Annotated in this window: 19 protein-coding genes, 5 pseudogenes and 1 riboswitch; of the genes and pseudogenes, 14 read left to right on the forward strand and 10 right to left on the reverse strand. The window is 59.9% G+C overall.

Annotated features, from left to right (window positions below; genetic code table 11):
- Nucleotides 1-7 precede the first annotated feature (7 nt).
- From EOB49_RS08300 to EOB49_RS37465, 3 genes and pseudogenes are all read right to left on the reverse strand, one after another.
- A complete protein-coding gene (locus tag EOB49_RS08300) occupies nt 8-385 on the reverse strand; it encodes a DUF5615 family PIN-like protein (RefSeq protein WP_126057625.1) in 378 nt (125 codons plus the stop codon).
- A 4-nt stretch (nt 386-389) separates the two neighbouring features.
- Nucleotides 390-1,040, reverse strand: coding sequence for a DUF433 domain-containing protein (locus EOB49_RS08305; protein WP_126057624.1), 651 nt, complete (start codon nt 1,038-1,040; stop codon nt 390-392).
- 533 nt (nt 1,041-1,573) lie between these two features.
- Nucleotides 1,574-2,096, reverse strand: a pseudogene (locus EOB49_RS37465) (SMC-Scp complex subunit ScpB).
- Nucleotides 2,097-3,155: 1,059 nt separating this feature from the next.
- Here EOB49_RS37465 and EOB49_RS08315 point away from each other — a divergent pair.
- From EOB49_RS08315 to EOB49_RS37470, 12 genes are all read left to right on the forward strand, one after another.
- Complete coding sequence (locus EOB49_RS08315; protein ID WP_245463529.1) at nt 3,156-3,455, forward strand: hypothetical protein; 300 nt, start codon at nt 3,156-3,158, stop codon at nt 3,453-3,455.
- A gap of 662 nt (nt 3,456-4,117) precedes the next feature.
- Nucleotides 4,118-4,345, forward strand: coding sequence for a hypothetical protein (locus EOB49_RS08320; RefSeq protein ID WP_245454713.1), 228 nt, complete (start codon nt 4,118-4,120; stop codon nt 4,343-4,345).
- Between the two features lie 121 nt (nt 4,346-4,466).
- Nucleotides 4,467-4,583, forward strand: a riboswitch (TPP riboswitch).
- 103 nt (nt 4,584-4,686) lie between these two features.
- Nucleotides 4,687-6,522: a phosphomethylpyrimidine synthase ThiC gene (gene thiC / locus EOB49_RS08325; RefSeq protein ID WP_127380699.1), complete on the forward strand. Its 1,836-nt coding sequence runs from the start codon at nt 4,687-4,689 to the stop codon at nt 6,520-6,522.
- Nucleotides 6,519-7,520 (forward strand): glycine oxidase ThiO, encoded by a 1,002-nt coding sequence (gene thiO / locus EOB49_RS08330; protein ID WP_127318684.1) that lies wholly within the window; start codon nt 6,519-6,521, stop codon nt 7,518-7,520. The genes thiC and thiO overlap by 4 nt, the downstream gene beginning before the upstream one ends.
- On the forward strand, nt 7,489-7,686 hold the full coding sequence (gene thiS, locus EOB49_RS08335; RefSeq protein ID WP_127318686.1) for a sulfur carrier protein ThiS: 198 nt from the start codon (nt 7,489-7,491) through the stop codon (nt 7,684-7,686). Before thiO ends, thiS begins: the two co-directional genes overlap by 32 nt.
- 1 nt (nt 7,687) lies before the next feature.
- Nucleotides 7,688-8,461: a thiazole synthase gene (locus tag EOB49_RS08340; protein ID WP_127318688.1), complete on the forward strand. Its 774-nt coding sequence runs from the start codon at nt 7,688-7,690 to the stop codon at nt 8,459-8,461.
- Nucleotides 8,458-9,063: a thiamine phosphate synthase gene (locus EOB49_RS08345; protein WP_126057618.1), complete on the forward strand. Its 606-nt coding sequence runs from the start codon at nt 8,458-8,460 to the stop codon at nt 9,061-9,063. The genes EOB49_RS08340 and EOB49_RS08345 overlap by 4 nt, the downstream gene beginning before the upstream one ends.
- Nucleotides 9,054-9,869: a hydroxymethylpyrimidine/phosphomethylpyrimidine kinase gene (locus tag EOB49_RS08350; protein ID WP_126057617.1), complete on the forward strand. Its 816-nt coding sequence runs from the start codon at nt 9,054-9,056 to the stop codon at nt 9,867-9,869. The genes EOB49_RS08345 and EOB49_RS08350 overlap by 10 nt, the downstream gene beginning before the upstream one ends.
- Before the next feature lie 627 nt (nt 9,870-10,496).
- Nucleotides 10,497-10,691: a DUF982 domain-containing protein gene (locus EOB49_RS08360; protein WP_245463528.1), complete on the forward strand. Its 195-nt coding sequence runs from the start codon at nt 10,497-10,499 to the stop codon at nt 10,689-10,691.
- Nucleotides 10,692-11,255: 564 nt separating this feature from the next.
- Entirely contained in the window at nt 11,256-11,888 is a 633-nt protein-coding gene (locus EOB49_RS08365; protein WP_126057616.1) for an Hsp20/alpha crystallin family protein, read from the forward strand.
- A 12-nt stretch (nt 11,889-11,900) separates the two neighbouring features.
- Nucleotides 11,901-12,305: an Hsp20/alpha crystallin family protein gene (locus EOB49_RS08370; protein ID WP_127318690.1), complete on the forward strand. Its 405-nt coding sequence runs from the start codon at nt 11,901-11,903 to the stop codon at nt 12,303-12,305.
- 258 nt (nt 12,306-12,563) lie between these two features.
- Nucleotides 12,564-12,830: an Hsp20/alpha crystallin family protein gene (locus EOB49_RS37470; RefSeq protein WP_245463532.1), complete on the forward strand. Its 267-nt coding sequence runs from the start codon at nt 12,564-12,566 to the stop codon at nt 12,828-12,830.
- 55 nt (nt 12,831-12,885) lie between these two features.
- Here the strand turns inward: EOB49_RS37470 and EOB49_RS08380 are convergent, their stop codons facing one another.
- The 3 genes and pseudogenes from EOB49_RS08380 to EOB49_RS08390 form a co-directional block, all read right to left on the reverse strand.
- Entirely contained in the window at nt 12,886-13,140 is a 255-nt protein-coding gene (locus EOB49_RS08380) for a hypothetical protein (protein WP_127318692.1), read from the reverse strand.
- Nucleotides 13,141-13,183: 43 nt separating this feature from the next.
- On the reverse strand, nt 13,184-13,417 hold the full coding sequence (locus EOB49_RS08385) for a hypothetical protein (RefSeq protein ID WP_127318694.1): 234 nt from the start codon (nt 13,415-13,417) through the stop codon (nt 13,184-13,186).
- Nucleotides 13,418-13,898: 481 nt separating this feature from the next.
- Nucleotides 13,899-14,336 (reverse strand): annotated as a pseudogene (locus EOB49_RS08390) (transposase); the annotation flags it as partial.
- A 391-nt stretch (nt 14,337-14,727) separates the two neighbouring features.
- Here EOB49_RS08390 and EOB49_RS08395 point away from each other — a divergent pair.
- Nucleotides 14,728-15,798, forward strand: a complete 1,071-nt coding sequence (locus EOB49_RS08395; RefSeq protein WP_127318696.1) for a PAS domain-containing sensor histidine kinase — start codon at nt 14,728-14,730, stop codon at nt 15,796-15,798.
- Between the two features lie 298 nt (nt 15,799-16,096).
- Here the strand turns inward: EOB49_RS08395 and EOB49_RS08400 are convergent.
- Both EOB49_RS08400 and EOB49_RS08405 read right to left on the reverse strand, forming a co-directional pair.
- Nucleotides 16,097-16,379 (reverse strand): annotated as a pseudogene (locus EOB49_RS08400) (transposase); the annotation flags it as partial.
- Nucleotides 16,279-16,491, reverse strand: a complete 213-nt coding sequence (locus tag EOB49_RS08405) for a hypothetical protein (protein ID WP_126057615.1) — start codon at nt 16,489-16,491, stop codon at nt 16,279-16,281. The gene EOB49_RS08405 and the pseudogene EOB49_RS08400, both read right to left, overlap by 101 nt.
- A 122-nt stretch (nt 16,492-16,613) precedes the next feature.
- Here EOB49_RS08405 and EOB49_RS36400 point away from each other — a divergent pair.
- Nucleotides 16,614-17,127: pseudogene (locus tag EOB49_RS36400) on the forward strand (transposase); the annotation flags it as partial.
- Between the two features lie 314 nt (nt 17,128-17,441).
- Here the strand turns inward: EOB49_RS36400 and EOB49_RS08415 are convergent.
- Both EOB49_RS08415 and EOB49_RS08420 read right to left on the reverse strand, forming a co-directional pair.
- Nucleotides 17,442-18,380, reverse strand: coding sequence for an EAL domain-containing protein (locus EOB49_RS08415; protein WP_164761586.1), 939 nt, complete (start codon nt 18,378-18,380; stop codon nt 17,442-17,444).
- Nucleotides 18,357-20,024: pseudogene (locus EOB49_RS08420) on the reverse strand (diguanylate cyclase); the annotation flags it as partial. The pseudogene EOB49_RS08420 and the gene EOB49_RS08415, both read right to left, overlap by 24 nt.
- Nucleotides 20,025-20,236: the final 212 nt, after the last annotated feature.

Here is a 20,236-nt window from a genome sequence, read left to right on the forward strand (position 1 = left end):
GCCTCAGCTAGGGCGACGGCAGATCGTATCGTGTTACGATTGCAATGCCGTTTTCGATCTCGATTTCGATAACTTCATTAATCAGGAATTCCTCTGGGCCAAGATCCTCGAGGAGAGCATCGAAGAGCTCTCTCTGTTTTTCAGGCCCGACCTGAGGGACGACGATAATCAGGCCGGCGTGAACCGGTTCTTTGGCATAGAGCTTCCTGAAGTCCTTAGCATTGTTGGTGACGAAGGTGAAATCCTCATCGATAATGAGCGGCATGAGGTCCCAGTCGGTTTCGCCGCTTAGCCCAAGCCAGTTGACGTGGTTTGCTTCATGTCCGCGTTCTTGGGCTACCGCAACCAGAGACGTGTGCAGGCACTCATCGATCAGAAACCTCACGAGGTCACACGCGTCTCGACCTGGCCGACGGACCTGGGTCGCCCTTCAAAACCACGCGCTTCGACGACTTTATTTTCACGCCCTGCTCGACCAGCTTCTTAGGCCGCCCACGAACCGGGTGCGCGGCGACCCACATTCTGGCGAGCTCAATCACGCGCGGCGTTAGCTTCGGATATCCCTCCAGAACCTCCGCTTCATCTGCGCCCTGCGCTAGCATCGTCGTGATCATACGAACAGGGATGCGGGTTCCTTTGAAGACAGGCTCTCCGCCCATCACCCCTTTAACGCGGCCGATGGCGGCCTCCGCTTCATCAAGATCCACGATGCGCGCTTTGAGCTGTTTACGTGCCTCGGCGACGTCGACGATCAGCAGGTCGTCGGCCCTTACGGTCTTGGCCCTTGGGGCAGCTTTGATTTCCTCGAACAGGCGGTAGCGACGATCAGCGGGCAATGTCGCACCCACGCCATACCAAAGCTTGAGCCGCAGCAAATCCTCGCCGGTCAATGCCCGTCGGACGACCCCACCGATGCGCCGAGCAGTGCTTGGCACAGTATCGACAATGCGTTTGTCGATCGCATTGTGCACGGCCTTGATTCCTATCCCGCTGACGGCGGCTGCCTCTGCGGGGGTGTAGATGCGAGCAAGTGTGCCCATTATTCTTCTCCTTATAAAGAATAATATAGGCCGTTTGACCCCCTCCGTAAAGGCACGCGTCTTTGGAATCACGGCGGTTAGCAAAGGCGGTGGTGAGCCGAGAGGCCTCACAAACCCTTGGGGCTCGAGATGGCAGACTCGGCGCAGTATAATTGCGCTAACTATCGAATTTGCAGTTGGCGACAAACGACACACGAGTTCGTCGCGGACTTTTAACTCTGCGAAGGCGCGTCTTCGAGCGCTTTGAAACCCTACACCCATCTGCAGGCCATCTGTATCAAGCTTTGGACCAAAACCGTTTCCATCGCTCACGAGCGTTCTCTCTGGGGGTCTCAAGTGGGGCTTGCCCATGGCCACGAATTTTTGGGCGACAGCGGTGCAGAGGCCGCATACCGCTGCCTGCTTGACGTCGCTGACCGTGTCCATGTCCGAAATTTGCCTACAAATTTCGGACGCCCTTGGGCGCGCTAGATTCGCTATGGAAAGCTGGAAGCACTCGCAAGCCCGGTGGCCACAGCGTCTGCAGCGCCAAGCTATTCCTCCGTATCCAAACCCGCATCCTCATGGCCACTAGCCAACTCTGGCATAATTTCACCAGCAAGCAGCTCATCTCTGCTCAGCAGCCCGGCATCCTCGAGCGCCTCGCAGTCCGGGAGATCGCGAAGCGTGTCGAGGCCGAACTCGAGCAGGACGCTTTTGTCGTCACATAGGTGTAGGGAGCGCCGGGCGTCGGACTGCGCGGGTTCGACGCGATCAGGCCGGTGCCGCAGATGGCCGATCAGGTCGCGACTGATTACTTCCCGAAAACCGACGACAATTCGGCGCGGGTAATCGGCTGGAAGTGCCGATGCACATCAGCATCAGCACGTCCGACCACGTCAGGTCCACGGCACGCCCGCTGCTTCCGCAGGCGCGGATGGCATCGGCATAGGCCGGCCGTGTCAGGTGCTTCCAGCCGCCGGCGACAGCGACGAGGTCATAGGGCCGTCCGCGCAGCTCTCGGATGTCGTCGATGAGAAGGTCACGGGCGAGCTCGCGGGAGAGACTGCACCGCAAGCGCGTCCCGCGCGCGCGAACTGCTCGATCAACTGATCTCAGACGACGACGAATCTCGTCCAGATTCCAAAAGCGGTGGCCGCAGCGGCGCTTTGCGGGCTCGCGTTACCACAGATCGCAGAACTGTGATCTCGCCTTGTGCCCGAGACCGCAATCTGGGCTCGCGACGAAGCATATCGCTTGCGATCATCAAAGGACGCGTCGACGCCGTCGGTTGCCTTTTCCACCGCCGCCTCACACATCGTGTTGGGGCTGAAGAGCTACCTGCAAATCCTCGCAACGGGCGCGGCCGCATCCTTGATTTTACAAATTGACACGTCTTGGTTTTTAGAAAATGCCACGTGCGATGATGGCGCCAAAAAAAAATGTCACGCGAGATGATCATGCCTGAGGTAAATGGTCCGCCAAAGTTGGGAAAGGTATACCGGTTGAATGGTGGATAGGTACGCCGGATAAAAAGGGCTTCGGGTTCCGGAAGACGAACTAATCGACGGATAGGCGCTGCTCGTGAGGGAAACTGCATGCGCATTACGGTTATGACCATCCAGGGATGTCGGATATGATCTTGAATAGTGACATTGCAGGCCAAAGAGCGGCCGAGAAGCTAGCAGAGGGCCTGAAATCGCAGGGCAAGCAGCAATACGAAGAAAGGTCGAGGGAACGCGAACGAGATGTGTCTCGTTAGGTCGCACGTTGCACCAGGGGTGCGTCGGAAGGCACTCCGCCGTGTCCTGAAGAGGTAGCCTGCACTTGAGAATAGCCACGGTGGTACCTTATTTTCGGCTGTGAAGCACACGAGACCCGCGACGTGAGACCCAGTTGCTCAATACCCAGTTGCTGGGTGAGCGTGCATGACTGCCAACGGAAGGTCTTGCACGCACCCTCGCGATCTTGAGCAATGGTCGCCATGACTTTCTTCTTGCAGGCTTTTGAGTGGCCCAGCCTGCAATCACCAGACCCCACCGACTCTAAAGAGCGTGGCAGACGGGATAGTCGAGGTTGCCCGGCACAATTACGCTCAAGGCTTGCGCCGCCCAGAGGACACGCTGAAAAGGCAGCATGGGCGCGCAAGCACGCCATTCACGAGAGTTCGACATGAAGACTATGCAAGAAAAAGACATTCCGGCATTCGTGCAAGCAGTTGTGGAGGCCGGCTGCAACATTTGCGCGATTGGCAACTTGGGATATGTCTTTGGCGATGCTGATTTGACGCCGGCGCAACGGAGGTCCGTCGAGCCACAGCTGCGCAGGATTGCTGAGATCTACGGCGAACGCGATCATCTCATGGACGAGATAGCTGTATATCTGCGGTCGATCGGACGCCATGTCGAGGTTGAGCCGAAGACAGGTGTTTCCTGATGGCCGCGATCGATCGCGTTCCGTAGTCGCCATTTCTATTGGGTAACGAGCAGCCGTCTTCCAACCTCTGAAACAAAAAAGAGGTGACCCCCAAAGGCCGCTCTCGAGACCGCAAGTCTGAGCCGCTAACGCATTGCGATAACCAGGCTGTCCGAACTGGGCGTCGATGCCTTCCTCGACCAGGTCGCGGTAGGCGGCGATCTCATCTACCGCATGCATAGCCAAGCCAGAGAAGTTTTCGGCAGCGGAATTCTCGGTCGCTTCCCCTTTTATGACTAGAGGGTGCGGCCGATCCGGCCGCGACGATCTCGCAGGGATTGCCATATACGGCAACACGAACACCGGCGGATCAATACTCGGATAATGGCGGCCGGCTATGTAGCGATCGATCGCGCACCAACATATCAATGCAATAGCTTAGTTGCTTTCAAAGGCGGGTCTCTACGAACTGCAAGCAAGCTAAACGATTGCGTCAACTCTTCCTCGCAGAGCGAAAACTCCGCGCCCACGCGATTTCTCTGCTGGAACAGCGGCACATCCTCAGCGCCAGGACACGGCCGCCGCCGTCGGGTTTTACGAAGCCGGTGATTGCATAAGTTGCCCGCAAGATATCATTGGTATCGGGAACGCCGCCGATGCCGCATCCTGAATAGAGCGGCCGCTTGCACCTGCCAGCCCGACGACCAGATCATATCTGCAACTCCATCTACCTGGACGTGGTGCAAATCACCTCGCTGAAGCCGCAAATCGTCGCCTTCGACCAGGATAACCACATCCGTGACCGCCTGAGCTACTCGGTCGATCTCGACGCACATGGCCGATACAGTTTTTCCATCCTTCACGAAGCGAATGAGACTTTGGCCATTCCAGCCCTGGTCTACGGGGCGTGACTTGTCCCCGATGCATGCGCGAGCTCTCCGCTCGGCCGGCCGCCGGACGTCGCCACCGGCCGAAGGCGCCCGAAGGCGCCCGAAGGCGCTTGACAAAGCAGCACCGGCCCATTCAACTTGAGGCATTCACCAGGGGAGTCCCGGTAAGGGGCTGAGATACTGCTGGCTTTCGCGGCGCAGTGACCCGTTGAACCTGATCCAGTTCATACTGGCGTAGGGACGGTGCAAGCGCTTTGCGGGAGTTTACGCCCGAGGTCCTGCTGCAGCAGGTCTACAGAAGCGTCTTTTCATCCTTCCGGCACAGAACTGGGTCTCCAATGCATGAGCAAAGGAGCCTCACGATGAATGCCCTCACCCCCGCCGTGTCGACGGGACCACTGCCCGCCTCGCGGAAAATCCACAAGCCCGGCGTCCTCTACCCGCAGATCAGGGTGCCGATGCGCGAGATTTCCGTCCATCCGACGGCCGGCGAACCGCCCGTCACCGTCTACGATCCGTCCGGCCCCTACACCGATCCATCGGTCGAAACCAGCATCGAAAAAGGCCTTGCCCGGCTTCGCCACGAATGGGTCACGGCGCGTTGCGATGTCGAAGCCTATGACGGCCGCCACGTCCGGCCGGAAGACAATGGATTCGCCACCGGCGAGCGCCTGACACCGGAATTTCCGATACGCAATCGGCCGCTCAAGGCCAAGCAGGGCAAGGCGGTGACCCAACTTGCCTATGCGCGCGCCGGCATCATCACGCCAGAAATGGAGTTCGTAGCCATCCGCGAGAATCTCGGCCGCGAGGTGATGCGCGGCAAGCTGCAACGCGGCGGCGAAGCCTTCGGCGCGGCGATCCCAGATTTCGTCACACCCGAATTCGTGCGCGACGAGGTGGCGCGCGGACGCGCAATCATTCCCGCCAACATCAATCATCCCGAGAGCGAGCCGATGATCATCGGTCGCAATTTTCTGGTCAAGATCAACGCCAACATCGGCAACTCGGCTGTCACATCATCGATGGCCGAAGAGGTCGAAAAAATGGTCTGGGCGATCCGCTGGGGCGCGGACACGGTGATGGACCTGTCGACCGGCCGCAACATCCATAACATCCGCGACTGGATCGTGCGCAATGCGCCGATGCCGATCGGTACGGTGCCGCTCTATCAGGCGCTGGAAAAGGTCAACGGCATCGCCGAGGATCTGAACTGGGAGGTCTACCGCGACACGCTGATCGAGCAGGCCGAGCAAGGCGTCGACTATTTCACCATCCACGCCGGCGTGCGGCTGCACTACATACCGCTGACCGTCGACCGGGTCACGGGCATCGTCTCGCGCGGCGGCTCGATCATGGCCAAATGGTGCCTGCACCATCACCGGGAGAGCTTCCTCTACGAGCATTTCGCGGAGATATGCGACATCTGCCGCGCCTATGATGTCTCCTTCTCGCTCGGCGACGGCCTTCGTCCCGGCTCGATCGCCGACGCCAATGACGCGGCGCAATTCGCCGAGCTGGAAACGCTGGGCGAGCTGACGAAAATCGCCTGGGCCAAGGATTGCCAGGTGATGATCGAAGGCCCCGGTCACGTGCCTATGCATAAGATCAAGGAGAACATGGACAAGCAGCTCGCTGTCTGCGGCGAGGCACCGTTCTATACGCTTGGACCGCTGACGACCGACATCGCGCCGGGTTACGACCATATCACCTCAGGCATTGGGGCGGCGATGATCGGCTGGTTCGGCACCGCCATGCTCTGCTACGTCACGCCGAAGGAACATCTCGGCCTTCCCGATCGCAACGATGTCAAGATTGGCGTGATCACCTACAAGATAGCCGCCCATGCCGCCGACCTGGCGAAGGGTCATCCGGCTGCTAAACTCAGGGATGATGCCCTTTCCCGCGCTCGCTTCGAGTTCCGCTGGGAAGACCAGTTCAACCTGTCGCTCGACCCCGAAACCGCGCGCTCCTTCCACGACCAGACCTTGCCCAAGGAGGCGCACAAGCTGGCACATTTCTGTTCGATGTGCGGGCCGAAATTCTGCTCCATGCGCATTTCCCACGACATCCGTGCCGAGGCCCAGAAGGAGGGCATGGCGGCAATGGCGGCGAAATACCGCGAGGGCGGCGATCTCTACATGCCAGCTGACGAGACTGGCGTACCGGTCGTGCCAGAGGCTCCCAAACCATCATGAGGGTGCTCGTCAAAGGGGCCGGCGTTGCCGGCCTCACCGTCGCTTTCGAACTCGCCGCCCGCGGCGCGACGGTTACAGTCGCCGAGATGCGGCATGGCCTTGGCGGCAACGCGTCGTGGTTCGCCGGCGGCATGCTGGCGCCATGGAGCGAGCGCGAAAGCGCGGAGCAGCCGGTGCTGGATCTCGGACGCGACGCTGCCGACTGGTGGGATGCGGTGCTGTCGGGTCAGGTGACACGGGCCGGGACATTGGTCGTGGCCGCGCCGCGTGATGCCGGTGAGCTTGACCGGTTCGCCAGTCGCACGTCAGGGCATCGGCGCGTCGATGAAAACGAAATTGCGCTCCTGGAACCCGACCTCGCCGGCCGCTTCCGGCGTGGATTGCTCTTCCCCGACGAGGCTCACCTCGACCCACGCCAGGCGATGGCGGCACTTCATGACAAGCTTGCGACCATGGGTGTCAAATTCCACTTCGGCTGCGACGCCCGGCCTGTTTCGGGTTTCGCCCGTCAGATAGACTGCATGGGAATGGCAGCGGCCGATGACAGGCTGCGCGGTGTTCGCGGCGAAATGCTGATCCTTCGCACGCCTGATGTCTCGCTGTCGCGGCCGGTCCGTTTGCTTCATCCACGCTTTCCGCTTTATGCCGTGCCGCGCACCGATCACCGTTTCATGATCGGAGCGACGATGATTGAAAGCCAGAGCGCCGGACCGGTGACGGCGCGTTCCATGATGGAGCTGCTGGGCGCCGCCCATGCCCTCCATCCGGCCTTTGGTGAGGCCGAGATCGTTGAAACCGGTGTGGGTGTCCGTCCGGCATTTCCCGACAATTTGCCACGCGTCGAAACAGACGGTGAGATCATCGCGATCAACGGTCTTTATCGTCACGGTTTTCTCCTCGCCCCCGCCATGGCGCGCCAGGCTGCCGACCTGGTTTTCAGTCAAGACAGAACCAAGGAGCATGCTCATGAAACTGATGGTCAACGGCGAGGCGCGTGAGATTGCCGCCACCATGCTGGCCGAGTTGCTTGCCGCGCTCGACTATGAGGGCGATTGGCTCGCCACCGCCGTCAACGGCGACCTCGTGCACAAAGCCAACCGCGCGGAGTTCCAGTTGAGCGACGGCGACCGGATCGAAATCCTCTCGCCCATGCAGGGCGGCTAGCATGTTGGAGCTTTATGGAACCGAGCTTTCGTCGCGCCTGCTTCTCGGCACGGCTCAGTATCCTTCGCCGGCCATCCTTGCCGATGCAGTCAAGGCGTCGGGCACGTCGGTGGTGACCGTCTCGTTGCGGCGTGAGATGGCGGGCGGTAGGGCCGGCGAACAATTCTGGTCGTTGATCCGCTCGCTGGGCGCCAGAATCCTGCCCAATACCGCCGGCTGCCTCTCCGTCAAGGAAGCCGTCACCACCGCGAAAATGGCGCGCGAGGTCTTCGGCACCAACTGGATCAAGCTCGAAGTGATCGGCAATCACGACACGCTACAGCCGGATGTGTTCGGTCTGGTTGAAGCCGCCCGCATCCTGTGCGAGGACGGCTTTGCGGTATTCCCCTATACCACCGACGATCTCGTTGTCGCCGAGCGGCTGCTGGAAACGGGCTGCAAGGTCCTGATGCCGTGGTGCGCACCGATCGGTTCCGCCTTGGGACCGGTCAACATGACGGCGCTGCGCTCGATGCGCGGATATTTCCCTGGCGTCCCGCTGATTGTGGATGCGGGGCTCGGACGGCCGTCGCACGCGGCCACCGTCATGGAACTCGGCTTTGACGCCGTGCTCCTGAACACAGCGGTCGCCAAGGCGGCATATCCGGTCGGCATGGCGCGTGCTTTCGGTAAGGCGGTCGACGCCGGTCGTGAGGCGTTCAGCTCGGGAATGCTCGAACCGCGCGAAGTCGCCGTGCCATCGACACCGATGATCGGCAGGGCAGTTTTTTCATGAAGCTCGATCCCTTCTACCTGATCGTCGACAGCGCTGCCTGGATCGAACGGCTGGTCCCACTCGGAGTCCGGCTTCTGCAACTGCGCATCAAGACCGTGGATGAGGCTGGGTTGCGCGCGGAGATCCGCACCGCGAAGGCCTTGTGTGCTCGATACCAGTGCCAACTCATCGTCAACGACCACTGGCGCCTGGCAATCGAGGAAGGCTGCGACTTCATACATCTCGGCCAGGAGGATTTGCAGACCGCTGACCTCTTGGCGATACGGGCAGCCGGCGTAAGGCTCGGACTGAGCACACATGATCATCAGGAGCTGGAAACGGCGATGGCCGCCGAGCCTGACTACATAGCGCTTGGACCCATCTATCCGACCATCCTGAAGAAGATGAAATGGGCGCCGCAAGGGGTCGAACGGATCAGCGAATGGAAGCGCCAGGTCGCGCCGTTTCAATTGGTCGCCATTGGTGGCCTCAACCCTGAGCGGCTCGACGGTGTCTTTGCGGCTGGCGCGGACAGCGCGGCGGTGGTGACCGACATCACGCTCAACGACGACCCCGAGGCGCGCACGCGAGAATGGATCGAGAAGACGGACCAATGGCGCTGAGGCGAGAACCACATGTGCTTGTCGTCGGTGGATCGGACTCCAGTGGCGGTGCTGGAATTGCACGCGATATCGAGACGATCTCTGCCATTGGCGTGCGCACCTGTCTCGCCGTCACAGCGCTAACGGTGCAAACGCATGACGCCGTGATCGAAATCTATTATTCGCCACCTAGCCTGGTGGCCAATCAGATGTGCGCCGCGCTGCAGGCCAACGACGTGGCCACAATCAAGATCGGCATGCTGGCGACTGCCAAGATCATTGTTGCCGTTGCCGCAGTGCTGCGCAAATTTCCGCATGTCCCCGCAGTACTCGACCCTGTGCTGGCCTCCACCTCAGGCCGCGCACTTCTGCAAGCAGGCGCTATCGCTGCCATGAAGCGCGATCTTATGCCGCTTTGCTGCATTGTCACGCCCAACCTCCCTGAACTGGCGCTCCTTAGTGGCTCCGAACTGGCAGTGGATGAGGACGGAGCGCTCCAACAAGGAAAAAGACTGCTGGCCGCCGGCCCTCAAGCCCTGCTGATCAAGGGTGGGCATGCGTCGGGAACCCGGTCGACCGATATTCTGTTACGCTCCGGGCACGAACCCATCCGCTTCGATGCACCGCGCCTTGCCACATCGATGCGCGGGACAGGTTGCATGCTGGCCAGCGCGATTGCGGCGCATCTGGCGAAGCCGAAGCCGCTCGAAGACAGCGTGCGCGAAGGCAAGCTGTTTGTCTTGGAGAGGCTTCAGAAATGCCGGCTGAATAACCACAGCGTTCTGCGTCCAGCCAAGCAGACCCATTTTCCAGAATTTTTCCCGTAGCGAGACTAGAGAAGGGGCTACTGCTTCTCTATGCCATCCTCACAACGCGTTGAGTTTCTCACTGCCAATTATGCGACTTTCGAGGTGCAAATAGCGAATATCGAGTTCTTAGTGACAGAAACGACCGGAATTGGTTGCGTGGATCACCAGGTCGCTACCGATTGGGTCAGCGACTCAATAGAACGTCACATCTCTGTCCACACTCGAGCTTATTTGCCGCAAACGCGTCGAGCCCCGTGTCGATCGGTCTTATAATAGTATCCGGGGCAGCTCCAAAGCTGTGGCATCGGCTACCCGCCGGCCGTGGCGCTTGCTGTTCGAGCGTCGGACGCCGCCTGCCATTGAACATCTGATGGGCTATTGGGTGGCGGCGACACACTCATCCAGGTGCAACTGGCTTTTTCAACTCGGGAACCAGCAGAAGCCTTCGCTGCGTCGCAACATTTGGATTATGTCGTACAGCCCGATCTTCCAGAGAAAACAAGACCTAACGTTCGAAACCTGTCACGCAACCAACCACCGAATGAAAGATCCAGCGTGCGATCGCAGGGAGGTAAGAATAACCGGTCTGGCTTTCCTATCGCCGGTCCAGGTTAAGACCAACGACGTCGTCACGACATCAACACAGTGCGCGAAGCGCTCGTATTCCTGAATCAGTGGCCAAAAGCGCGTCGGGGACCGGTATTCAGTTGCGCGGTGAGAAGCAGCAACGCAGCGATCGCCGGACAGATGACACCCGAGCAGGCGCGGCAAGCATTGTGGGATTTGCCAGGATTGCCGGGCGTGCTGGCCAAATCTGATTTCGTCGTTGGTGGCGACTGATTTAAAGCTGCAGGAAGATCACCGCCGGTAACGCGTTGGCCCGCTGCTCGCCAAGACGGAAAGAACGCCGCCTTGTGAGTTCCAATAATGGGCGATGCGGGAATTGCACATGTCTGTGCCCATCTGTCCGGCCGAAATGCAAATGGCGTCACTGGCGAAGGTCAGCGAACGCGGCACGCAGGGCTGGATTCTTTTGACTTGCGGCAAGCCGACATAGGTGCTGGCTTGATGTCTCGGTCACTGCGACGTGTCATGCCGATTCATTCGTCAGCTACCATGACGATGCGGCGCGTCGCCTGCGATCAGTTGATCGAACCGCGGTGCAATTCGGGACGCTTCGTCGATCCCGACAGTTGCGCAAAGGGAAGCCAAATCAGCGACTAGAGGCAACGTGGCTACGGATTCGAAGGGACCCCGCTGTTGCCGAAGAGGTGACTGGTGGAATGTCAAAGATCACCTCTTGAAAGGCCATTTGGGGCCACCTAATTCGATAAAGCCGGATGCCGCTATCGGGTCCTGGCACGGGAATGACGGTCCGGCCCTACGGTGGATCGAGTTCGGTTCATGTCGCTTCGCAAGGAGGATGTGTTCCGGCGTCTGCCCGAACCCCTCTTTCTCGCATTCTGCGAGGTTGCGCGATCGGGCCGCTCGGTCTCTGTGCTGATCGCCCCTCCTGTTGCCATCGATCGATTCCGCTTCCGGTGCGCACGCACGTGTCGCGCGTGGCAATCATGCAAGGTCGTGAATCATAGGAGGATGTACATGCTTTTGTCGGATTTCGGCCGCATCGGGTTCGATCCGTTTGTGGAAATGCGGCGCATGCAACAGGAAGTAAACCAGCGTTTGGCCGGGCTGACCGCCAGCGCCGCTCAGGAGTTTCCGCCGATCAATCTTTGGACTGGCGAGGACAGCGTGGCGGTGGCCGCGGAACTGCCGGGGATATCACCTGACGAAATCGGCCTCACGGTGCGCGAGAACATTCTGACATTGAAGGGAACGCGCGAGCCTCGAACGGAGGACGAGAAATCCGTCTGGCACCGCCGTGAGCGCGCCTATGGGACCTTCTCCCGGACAGTGCAATTGCCATTCCGCGTCGACCCGGAACGGGTCGAGGCGCGTTTCGCCAACGGGCTGCTCGAAGTCGAGTTGCACCGGCCGGAGGCGGATCGGCCGAAGAAGATCCAGATCAAGGGATAGAGGGAGGCAAGCATGGCTCAGGAACTGAAGACAACCGAGCGCCAGGTGCCAAGTACGCTCGACGGTAGCGAGCGTACCCGTTCGCGTCCGGTGTTCGTGCCGCGCGCCGATATCTACGAGACTCAGGACAATGTCGTCCTTCTCGTTGATATGCCCGGCGTCGCTTCCGACGGGGTCGATATCACGCTCGAGAAGCGAACGCTGGCGATCCGTGGCTACGCGGCCAATCAGCAGCACCAGAACTATCGCCAAGTCTACGCGGAATATGACGCGGGCGACTACGAGCGTGTCTTCACCTTGTCCGAGGACATAGATCGCGACGGCATCGAGGCGTCGCAGAAGGACGGCGTCCTGCGTCTTGTGTTGCCAAAGGCGGCGCCGGCTAAGGCCCGCAAGATTCCACTCAAGATGGCTTAGCCTTGGAGATATGAGGAGGTTGACGATGCAGATCAGAGACCTGATCCCCTGGGGCAATAACAGGGGAAACGAAGTCGCGAAACGCGAGGAGGATAACCCCGTCCTTTCGCTGCAGCGTGACGTGAACCGATCTTCGAGGATTTCTGGAAACGGTTCGATCAACCGTTCGGCGCATTCGGACGCCTGGATGTCAGCGGACCTCCAGTTGATATCGCTGAAACCGACAGCGCGCTCGAGGTATCGGTCGAGCTTCCCGGCATCGATCGGAAGGATGTTGACGTCTCTGTGACGGACAATGCGATCACCATCAAGGGTGAGAAGAAGAGCGAACGAGAAGAGAAGTCGAAGGGCTATCACCTGTCGGAGCGTGCGCGTGGTTCGTTCTATCGGTCGATCCCTCTGCCGTTCGGCGTCGACACGGAAAAGGTCAACGCCGAATTCAGGCACGGCATCCTTACCGTGACGCTGCCAAAGACCCAGGAAGCACTGTCACGGGTGAAGAAGATCGAAGTGAAAGCGAACTAAAAACGCCACACGAATATCATCAGACGCGGCGGACAATTTACCGCCGCGTCTCATGTTACTGCGCCAATTTATGCCGCGTATATACAGTGAGCGCGGTTCGGGCGCGCGCCAAATCTTCTCGCGCAACGAGCAGCATCTCGTCCGCCGTATCCAGCGCGGCCAAGGCTCTCGCGGTCGGACTGGGGCACTCGATGTTGACGCGAGCCCATGCGCGGTCGATTTCGGCCAGAGCCGCGCGAACATTGGCGATCGCGCGTTCGATGGCGTCGTAAAGTGCGATCTCCTCCTCAGCCAGGGCTTTGCCAGCCATTAAACTTCAAGCGAAACGCCGTCACTTTGCCCGCTGAATATCATCAAAAACGAGGCTGCCAACACCACATCACGTTATCGCGCAGCGACGGCGCAATCATCATCTTTGGAGGTGCACCTGCCGGAGTTCGCGGAGTGCTCATACAGGCGCGCACAAAGGTGATGAGTTGCTCAAGGGTCGTTGGATCCCACGGTTTGGTGATCGCACCCAGCGCGCCTGGGATCTGCTCAGGAGTGCCGGTCACGAAAACAACCAGAGCGGCAAATTCATGGGCCAATGCCGATGCAATTTGCGGTCCGGTGAGGCCGTTATGCAGGTTGAGATCGACGAGCGCGAGATCGGGAATGGCGGCCTGCCCAGAGCAAGAGTCTGCTTGGCGTCAGAAGCTGTCCCGACCACTTCGTCACCGAGCGTGGTCAGGTGTGACTCCAGATCCATCGCGAGAACTATCTCATCCTCGACGATCAAAACCTTGAGCGGCTCTATTGCCTCTCCATCTGCTTTCGTAAAAATGCGCGTCGGCGTATCTCCTGCCGAAAAGCGCGCCGAGCAGCCCCCGGTAACGAGGCTAACGCCTGACCGGTCGAACCGCCGCCACGTTCAAAGGGGCCATAGTAGGCGTCGAAGGACGGCAGCACGAAGCTGTGCTCTTCAGTGCCAGTCTGAATGTCCCGAAAGCCGATCTCGGCGAAGAGCCGCTAGAGCCGCTCCGCGTCGCCGAGTGCGAATGTCCGAGATGCGCCCTGAACATCGATCTAAGTGCCGGACTGCCAGCGCCGCGAGGGTAGCCCGAAGTAGGCCGCGACGTCTCGCGAGCGGCGGAAGCGCGTGGGATCGTCGATCGCGTCATGAACGAAAACCGCCGTTACCGAGCCGACGCCGGGATGGCCATGAAGCGCCGGCATGGTTCGCTGCGCGCCACCGTTTTGACGACGCAATCGTGCAGCCGGCAATACTGTCTCCACAGTGCCGCGCGCGCCGACAGCGTTGCATCCATCAGTTCGGTTGACAGCAGATTGTCCGCCACAGCCCCTGCTTGAAAACCCCGCGTCCGTGGCAATCCAAGTTTCTCGAGTTCTGGATTGCAGCCAGGGCGACAGCGATCCGGCCTCGTGGCCGACGCGGTGCAGTCGCGCCAGACACGGCTCCAGCACCGCAAACTGTGCCTCGGGATCCGTCACCATCGTTGCCGCCAGATCAAAGACGACGTGCGTTGCCTGGTGGTGGTCGCAGTGGAGGAGATAAACGGCTTGGTGATGCTGAAATGCGGCGCCTCCCTGCCACCGGAAAGCGCTCGATTCAGGCTTGCTTGTAAAAGTCGTCCGGAGTTCCCCCCGTTCGGACGGGAGTGCGGCACGCAGCTTGATGGACGATGGTCTGGACGCACCCAAAGAGCTTACCGCGAGATGCCACCAATAAAAGCTAGGTCGCCATGACACAGAAAAACAGCAAACTTTGCGGTCAAAAACAGCGACGAGAGGGCACGAAGCTACCGTGGCCGGCGAATTCAATTCGCGACAATGGTCGGGCAAGGGTATAAGGTCCATGCTTGGAGAGGCAAAACGCCGCTCGTCCGGCTTTTTGCCCATGTTTCAACCCGTCGTGAATATCGAAGACGCGCAGACGCTGGCGCAGGCGATCGTCAATACGATCACCGAGCCGTTTCTCGTGCTCGACGAGCAGTTTCGCGTGCTGGCGGCCAGCCGCTCCTTCTACTACACATTCGAAGTCGACCCAGGGCAGACCCAAGGCTCGCTGCTTTACGCGCTCGGCGACGGTCAGTGGGATATTCCGGCACTTCGCCTGCTGCTGGAGACGATCATTCCCGAGAAGACCGCCATGGACGATTTCGAGGTCGAACATGATTTCCCGCGGATCGGCCGTCGCACCATGCTGCTCAATGCCCGCAAGGTGCTTTACGACCATAGTTCGGCCATCACCATCCTTCTCGCCTTCAATGACATAACGGCCCGTCGTATCATCGAGCGGGAGAAGGAAGAACTGCTCGGTCGCACCGAAGACCTGCTTCGGCAGAAAGACGTCCTGCTGCGCGAGATGGAGCATCGGGTTGCCAACAGCCTGCAGATCATTGCCTCGATCCTGTTGCTGAAGGCACGCTCGGTGACGTCGGAAGAGACGCGCCAGCATCTCAAGGACGCCCATCAGCGCGTTCTGTCCGTGGCCGAGGTGCAACGCCATCTCCACACCTCCGCCGGCGTCGACGAGATCGATGTCGGCTCTTACCTACCGAAATTGTGCAGCAGCCTCGCCTCGTCGATGGTCGGCGAAGCCCAGCCGATCACGGTCACCGTGATGGCCGAAGGCGGCAGGATAGATTCGCAAAGGGCAGTCAGTCTGGGACTAATTGTCACCGAACTCGTGCTCAACGCCATCAAATATGCTTTCCCCAAGAAGAGAACCGGCGCTCGCATCCAGGTGAGCTACGAGACCGCGGGCAGTGACTGGAAACTGACGGTTTCGGACAATGGCGTCGGCAAGATCGCCAACGACGTACCGGCTACCGGACTTGGAACAGCCATCGTCGAAGCACTGGTGAAACAACTGGAGGCCAGGGTGGAGATTATCAGCGATATTGACGGCACCAGCGTGTCGGTCACCCGGGCGACGTTCACCTCGCGCGTGCCGCGAGCGGCGTAAAAACCGTTACTACGATGCTGCCTTCCGGACATCGCCTGATGTCCAGGGGATCTTCTGCCGCCACGGCCTTGTCCCCGGAGCGCAGGACTGCCAGTCGCATCGCATAAGCCGAAACCTCTCAGTCGGTTGAGGGCGCTTCCGATGGCCAAGATCCGCTTTTTTGGCGTTCAGCCGGTGGGACCAAGCTCTGAAGCTGACGCTGCGCAGGTCTTTGCGTGGATGACTCGGTGCGGTCGGTAAACTCGAAGTGGCGGTTGTGTGCGTCAAGTTCTGCAAAATGGGGCGGCCACGATGCTGGTCATGCGGCTTGGCGTAGAGCGAGCTTCTTGTGCTCGCGCAGGTCGTCAATGTTGATGTAGGGCCTCCATCCAGTTTTCGTTGGTTTCGACAGCCGGCGCCCTGACGAGGCGCAGGCAGCTTTCGGCGTTGGGGAAGATGCGCACGACATAGGTGCGCCGGCGGATTTCCTCATTGAGCCGTTCAAGCATGTTGGTGCTCTTGAGATGCTTGTGATGCTGGCGCGGCAGGCAAAAGAAGGTCAGCGTGCGCTCGATGGTCTCCTCCACCGTCGTCCATCTCGGCCTCGAGCACCTCCTGCATCACCGCACGGATCATTTCGTGAAGTCCGTCCGGGTCTGAAAGCAGAATGTCTTTGACGGCAGCGCTGGCGGTCTTACTTTCAATCTTGGTCATGGTGGCGTTCCTTCGCGGGAATCGGCGACATGAACAATCACCAGATCCCATGGCGACGGATGGATAGCGGCGCGTGCTCTGGCAGAGTGACGCTGCTAACAAACACCCCGCGGAGGAACACCATGCATGTAGTGGCCGACCGATCCGAAACTCTGACTGCTATCCGGACTGGTCTGGGCGCAATCTTCGTATCGCTGGAGCTCAGCCGTTCAACCTGGCTGATCTCGTCGTTGTCGCCAGGTGGCGGCGAGAAGTTGTCGAAACACAGTGTCCCCAGTGGTGATTTATCCGCCTTGTTCCGTCGCTTCGATAGCGTGCGAGAGAAGGCAAGAGCACGCATGGGGCCAGACTTCCCCGTCGTCGCTATCCAGGAAGCCGGGCTCGATGGCTCCTGGATCCATCGGGTTCTGAGCAAGGCGGGGATCGAGAGCTACGTCGTTGATCCCGCTTCTATCGCAGTGTCTCGTCGCAGTCGCCGAGCCAAAACCGATAAGATCGATGGTGAAACGCTCGTCTCTCCTTGCCTTCAAGCGAGGCGAACCGCGCATATGTGCAATGGTCAAAGAGCCAACACCGGAGCAGGAGGATCGCCGGCGTATCTGTCGTGAACGCAAGGTACTGACGACCGAACGGGTATATAAAACGCCGCTCACTCAGAATGGTCTCGTCGCCCGAGCCCAGCGGCCGTAGGCGGGATGTTGGTGCAGCCGTGAAGAGCAGCGACCGAATGTGAGGTTGATCTGCTCGGTTACGAGCAGAGTCCTGCAAGTCGGGTTCAACCTGGATCCCATAATCGATATGACAAGCTAATCCCACTTTGACCGGCGCTCAGCACACCTAATTTCGAGCCGCGCCGACCTACACACCCGCTATCGACATGATCCGAGTGGCGGCCTGAACTAGGCCGGCAAACTCATGTTCGTTGGCACTGTTTTTCGCTTGCATCCCGGTTAGGCGGGGACAGACGCCCTACTGCGACGCCTGCCCGGCTTGTCCGTGTCTCGCTCGCCTGACGTTTCGGGTTCGGTCTCAATGATCTCGCCCGCCACCACGGCGCGGGTCCGCTCCAGCATCGCGGGGATGTCCCGCGCGGGCAGCGGGCGGCTGAGCAGGAAGCCCTGCGCCTCGGTGCAGCCTTCTCTTCGGACCCGTTCCAGCTGCTCCACGGTCTCGACGCCCTCGGCGGTGGTCTGCATCCCGAGGCTGTTGCCGAGGCTCGTGACCGCTCGAATGATGGCGACGGAACTGTCGATATCTCCGGCGTCCGTGATGAAGGATTGATCGATCTTGATCTTGTCGAATGGGAACGAGCGCAGATAGCTCAAGCTCGAATATCCGGTTCCGAAGTCGTCCATCGCGATATGAACGCCGAGCATGTGGATATGTTGCAGCATCGAGAGAGTCGCCTGGCTGTTGGCCAGCAGCACTGTCTCGGTGATCTCAAGCTCAAGCCGGCTGGGGGGCAGTCCCGAGATATCCAATGCCTCGACGATGGTGGAGAGCAAGCGCGCGTTGCGAAATTGCGCCGGCGACAGATTGACGGCGACCTTGATGCTACCGGGCCAGCTTGCCGCGTCGAGACAGGCTTGCTTGATAACCCATTCACCGATCGGGACGATGAGGCCGATGTCCTCGGCCAGCGGGATGAATTCTCCCGGGGATACGATGCCGCGCGTCGGGTGATGCCAGCGCAGCAGCGCCTCGAAGCAGCTGACCTCGCCGCGGTCGAGATTGAGGAGCGGTTGGTAGTAGATTTCGAACTGCTGCCGCACCACCGCTTCGCGCAGGTCGAGTTCGAGAAACCGCCGCGCTTGCATGCGCGCATCCATTTCCGGTTCGAAGAACCTATAGGTTCTGCGTCCTTCCGCCTTTGCCCGGTAGAGCGCCATGTCGCCGGTCTTGAGAAGTTGGTCGGCGTCCCAGCCATCGTTCGGCGCAATCGAGATGCCGACGCTGGCGCTGATCATCACGCCATGGCCATCGACAACATAAAGTGCGCTCAGCCCATCAATGACTCGTTAGGCAAGGGCTGTAGATTCGACCGGCTGATCAACCGCGGTTTGAATGATCACGAATTCATCGCCACCGAGCCTGGCCACGGTGTCGCCTTCACGGACGACCTGTTTCAGTCTAGCGGCAACCTCCCTCAGCAAGGCGTCGCCAGCCGGGTGCCCCAGCGTGTCGTTGACCGCTTTGAAGTGATCGAGATCGAGGCAGAGGAAAGCAATCTTGCTACCATCACGCCGCATCTCGACCAAAGCCTCCTCGGCGCGTTCGCGAAACAATATGCGGTTTGGAAGCTCGGTAAGTCCGTCGTGGCGCGCCATGTGGGAAATTTTGGCCTCGCTGCGCCGCAAGTCGGTCACGTCATGGTGCGTGGCAAGCCACCCGCCGCCCGGCAGCGGCTGATGAATGAGGTCGATAGTGCGCCCGTCCCTGAGTTCCACTAGGCTCACCACGCGCTCGGCACGATCGATAGTCGCCGTCAGCTGCTGCAGATACTTTTCCGGGTCTTGGCCGACATAGAGGCCCGCCGCGATCCGGAACCGCATCAAATCGACCCATGGCGTGCCGGGACGAGTCAGAACCTCTGGCACATGGTAGAGATCGGCGTAGCTTTGGTTGCACAGAACCAGCCGCCTCTCCGCATCGAACATGCAAAGCCCCACGGGCATATTGGCGGCAGCCGCAGCCAGTTGCTGACGCTCCAGCTCGGCTTCGCGGGCCAGGGCATCGCTGCGCTCCAGACTGGCTCGGTAGCCGGCAAAGGCCGAGAACAGCACTCCTACCTCGTCCCGACGATCTCTTTTCAGCGCAATGAGGCTCGAGCGGCGCTCGCCCTGCGCCAAGCAACGCATCGCCTCGGTCACGGCGAGGATCGGCTTGCTGACATTGTGGCGTATCCAGGCGACAAGCCCACCAAGACACCCGGCGGCAAAGAGAACTGCCAGCCAAGTCAATCTTTGCGCGACGGTATAGGTGCTATCCGCCATCGTCGCGGCGGCCGTGCTGCGCTCATTGGTGAGGGCCAGCAGATCGTCCAATCGCTGCGAGGCGGCGGCAACGGTCGGGAGCGATACCGTCTCGAACTCCTTGACAGCCATTGTTCGCCCTCCTGTTTCGAGGAGCGGGAAAATCGATGTCAGGGAATCTTCGTAGGCCGTCCATAGGTTGACGAACTGGTCGAACAGCTGCTGCTCGGCCAGCGATCCGGCACTCCGGCGATAGGCGCGCCGACCTTGCAGTATTTCGTCGCTTTCCCTCGCCATCTCCTTCTCAATGCCGGCTATCTGCGCAGCCTCGGCAGTGCGCACGCGCAACGTCGCATAGAGCTGGTGTTCCGCGAGGTTGCGCTTCATCTCGCCGACGATCTGGACCTGGGGCAACCAAACGCTGGTGATCTCGCTCGTGACCTTGTTGAGTGATCGCAGTTGCGCGACCCCAAATACTCCCACGGCCACGACGCACAGCAGCGCCAGCCCAAAGCCCAACGAGAGCTTGGTCCCGACGCTAATGTCCTTTAGCCCTCTCATCTAGAAAACTGCAAACGCAAGACCAGTCCTCGTCAAATAGCATCGAGCTTTAGCGAATAGTAAAAGTATTCCTAGTGTCGCGTCTAAGGTATTAATGCTGGCTTAAGACTGCGTAATCCCCTAGAGGATCGACCAAACCACGTTGTAAAAGGCCGGCGGATGAAGCTCACCGATTTCCATATGATCCGATGACGGGCCTACAAAAAGATCGA

This window comes from Mesorhizobium sp. M7A.F.Ca.MR.148.00.0.0, from assembly GCF_003997735.1.
In the GTDB taxonomy this organism is placed as follows: domain Bacteria; phylum Pseudomonadota; class Alphaproteobacteria; order Rhizobiales; family Rhizobiaceae; genus Mesorhizobium.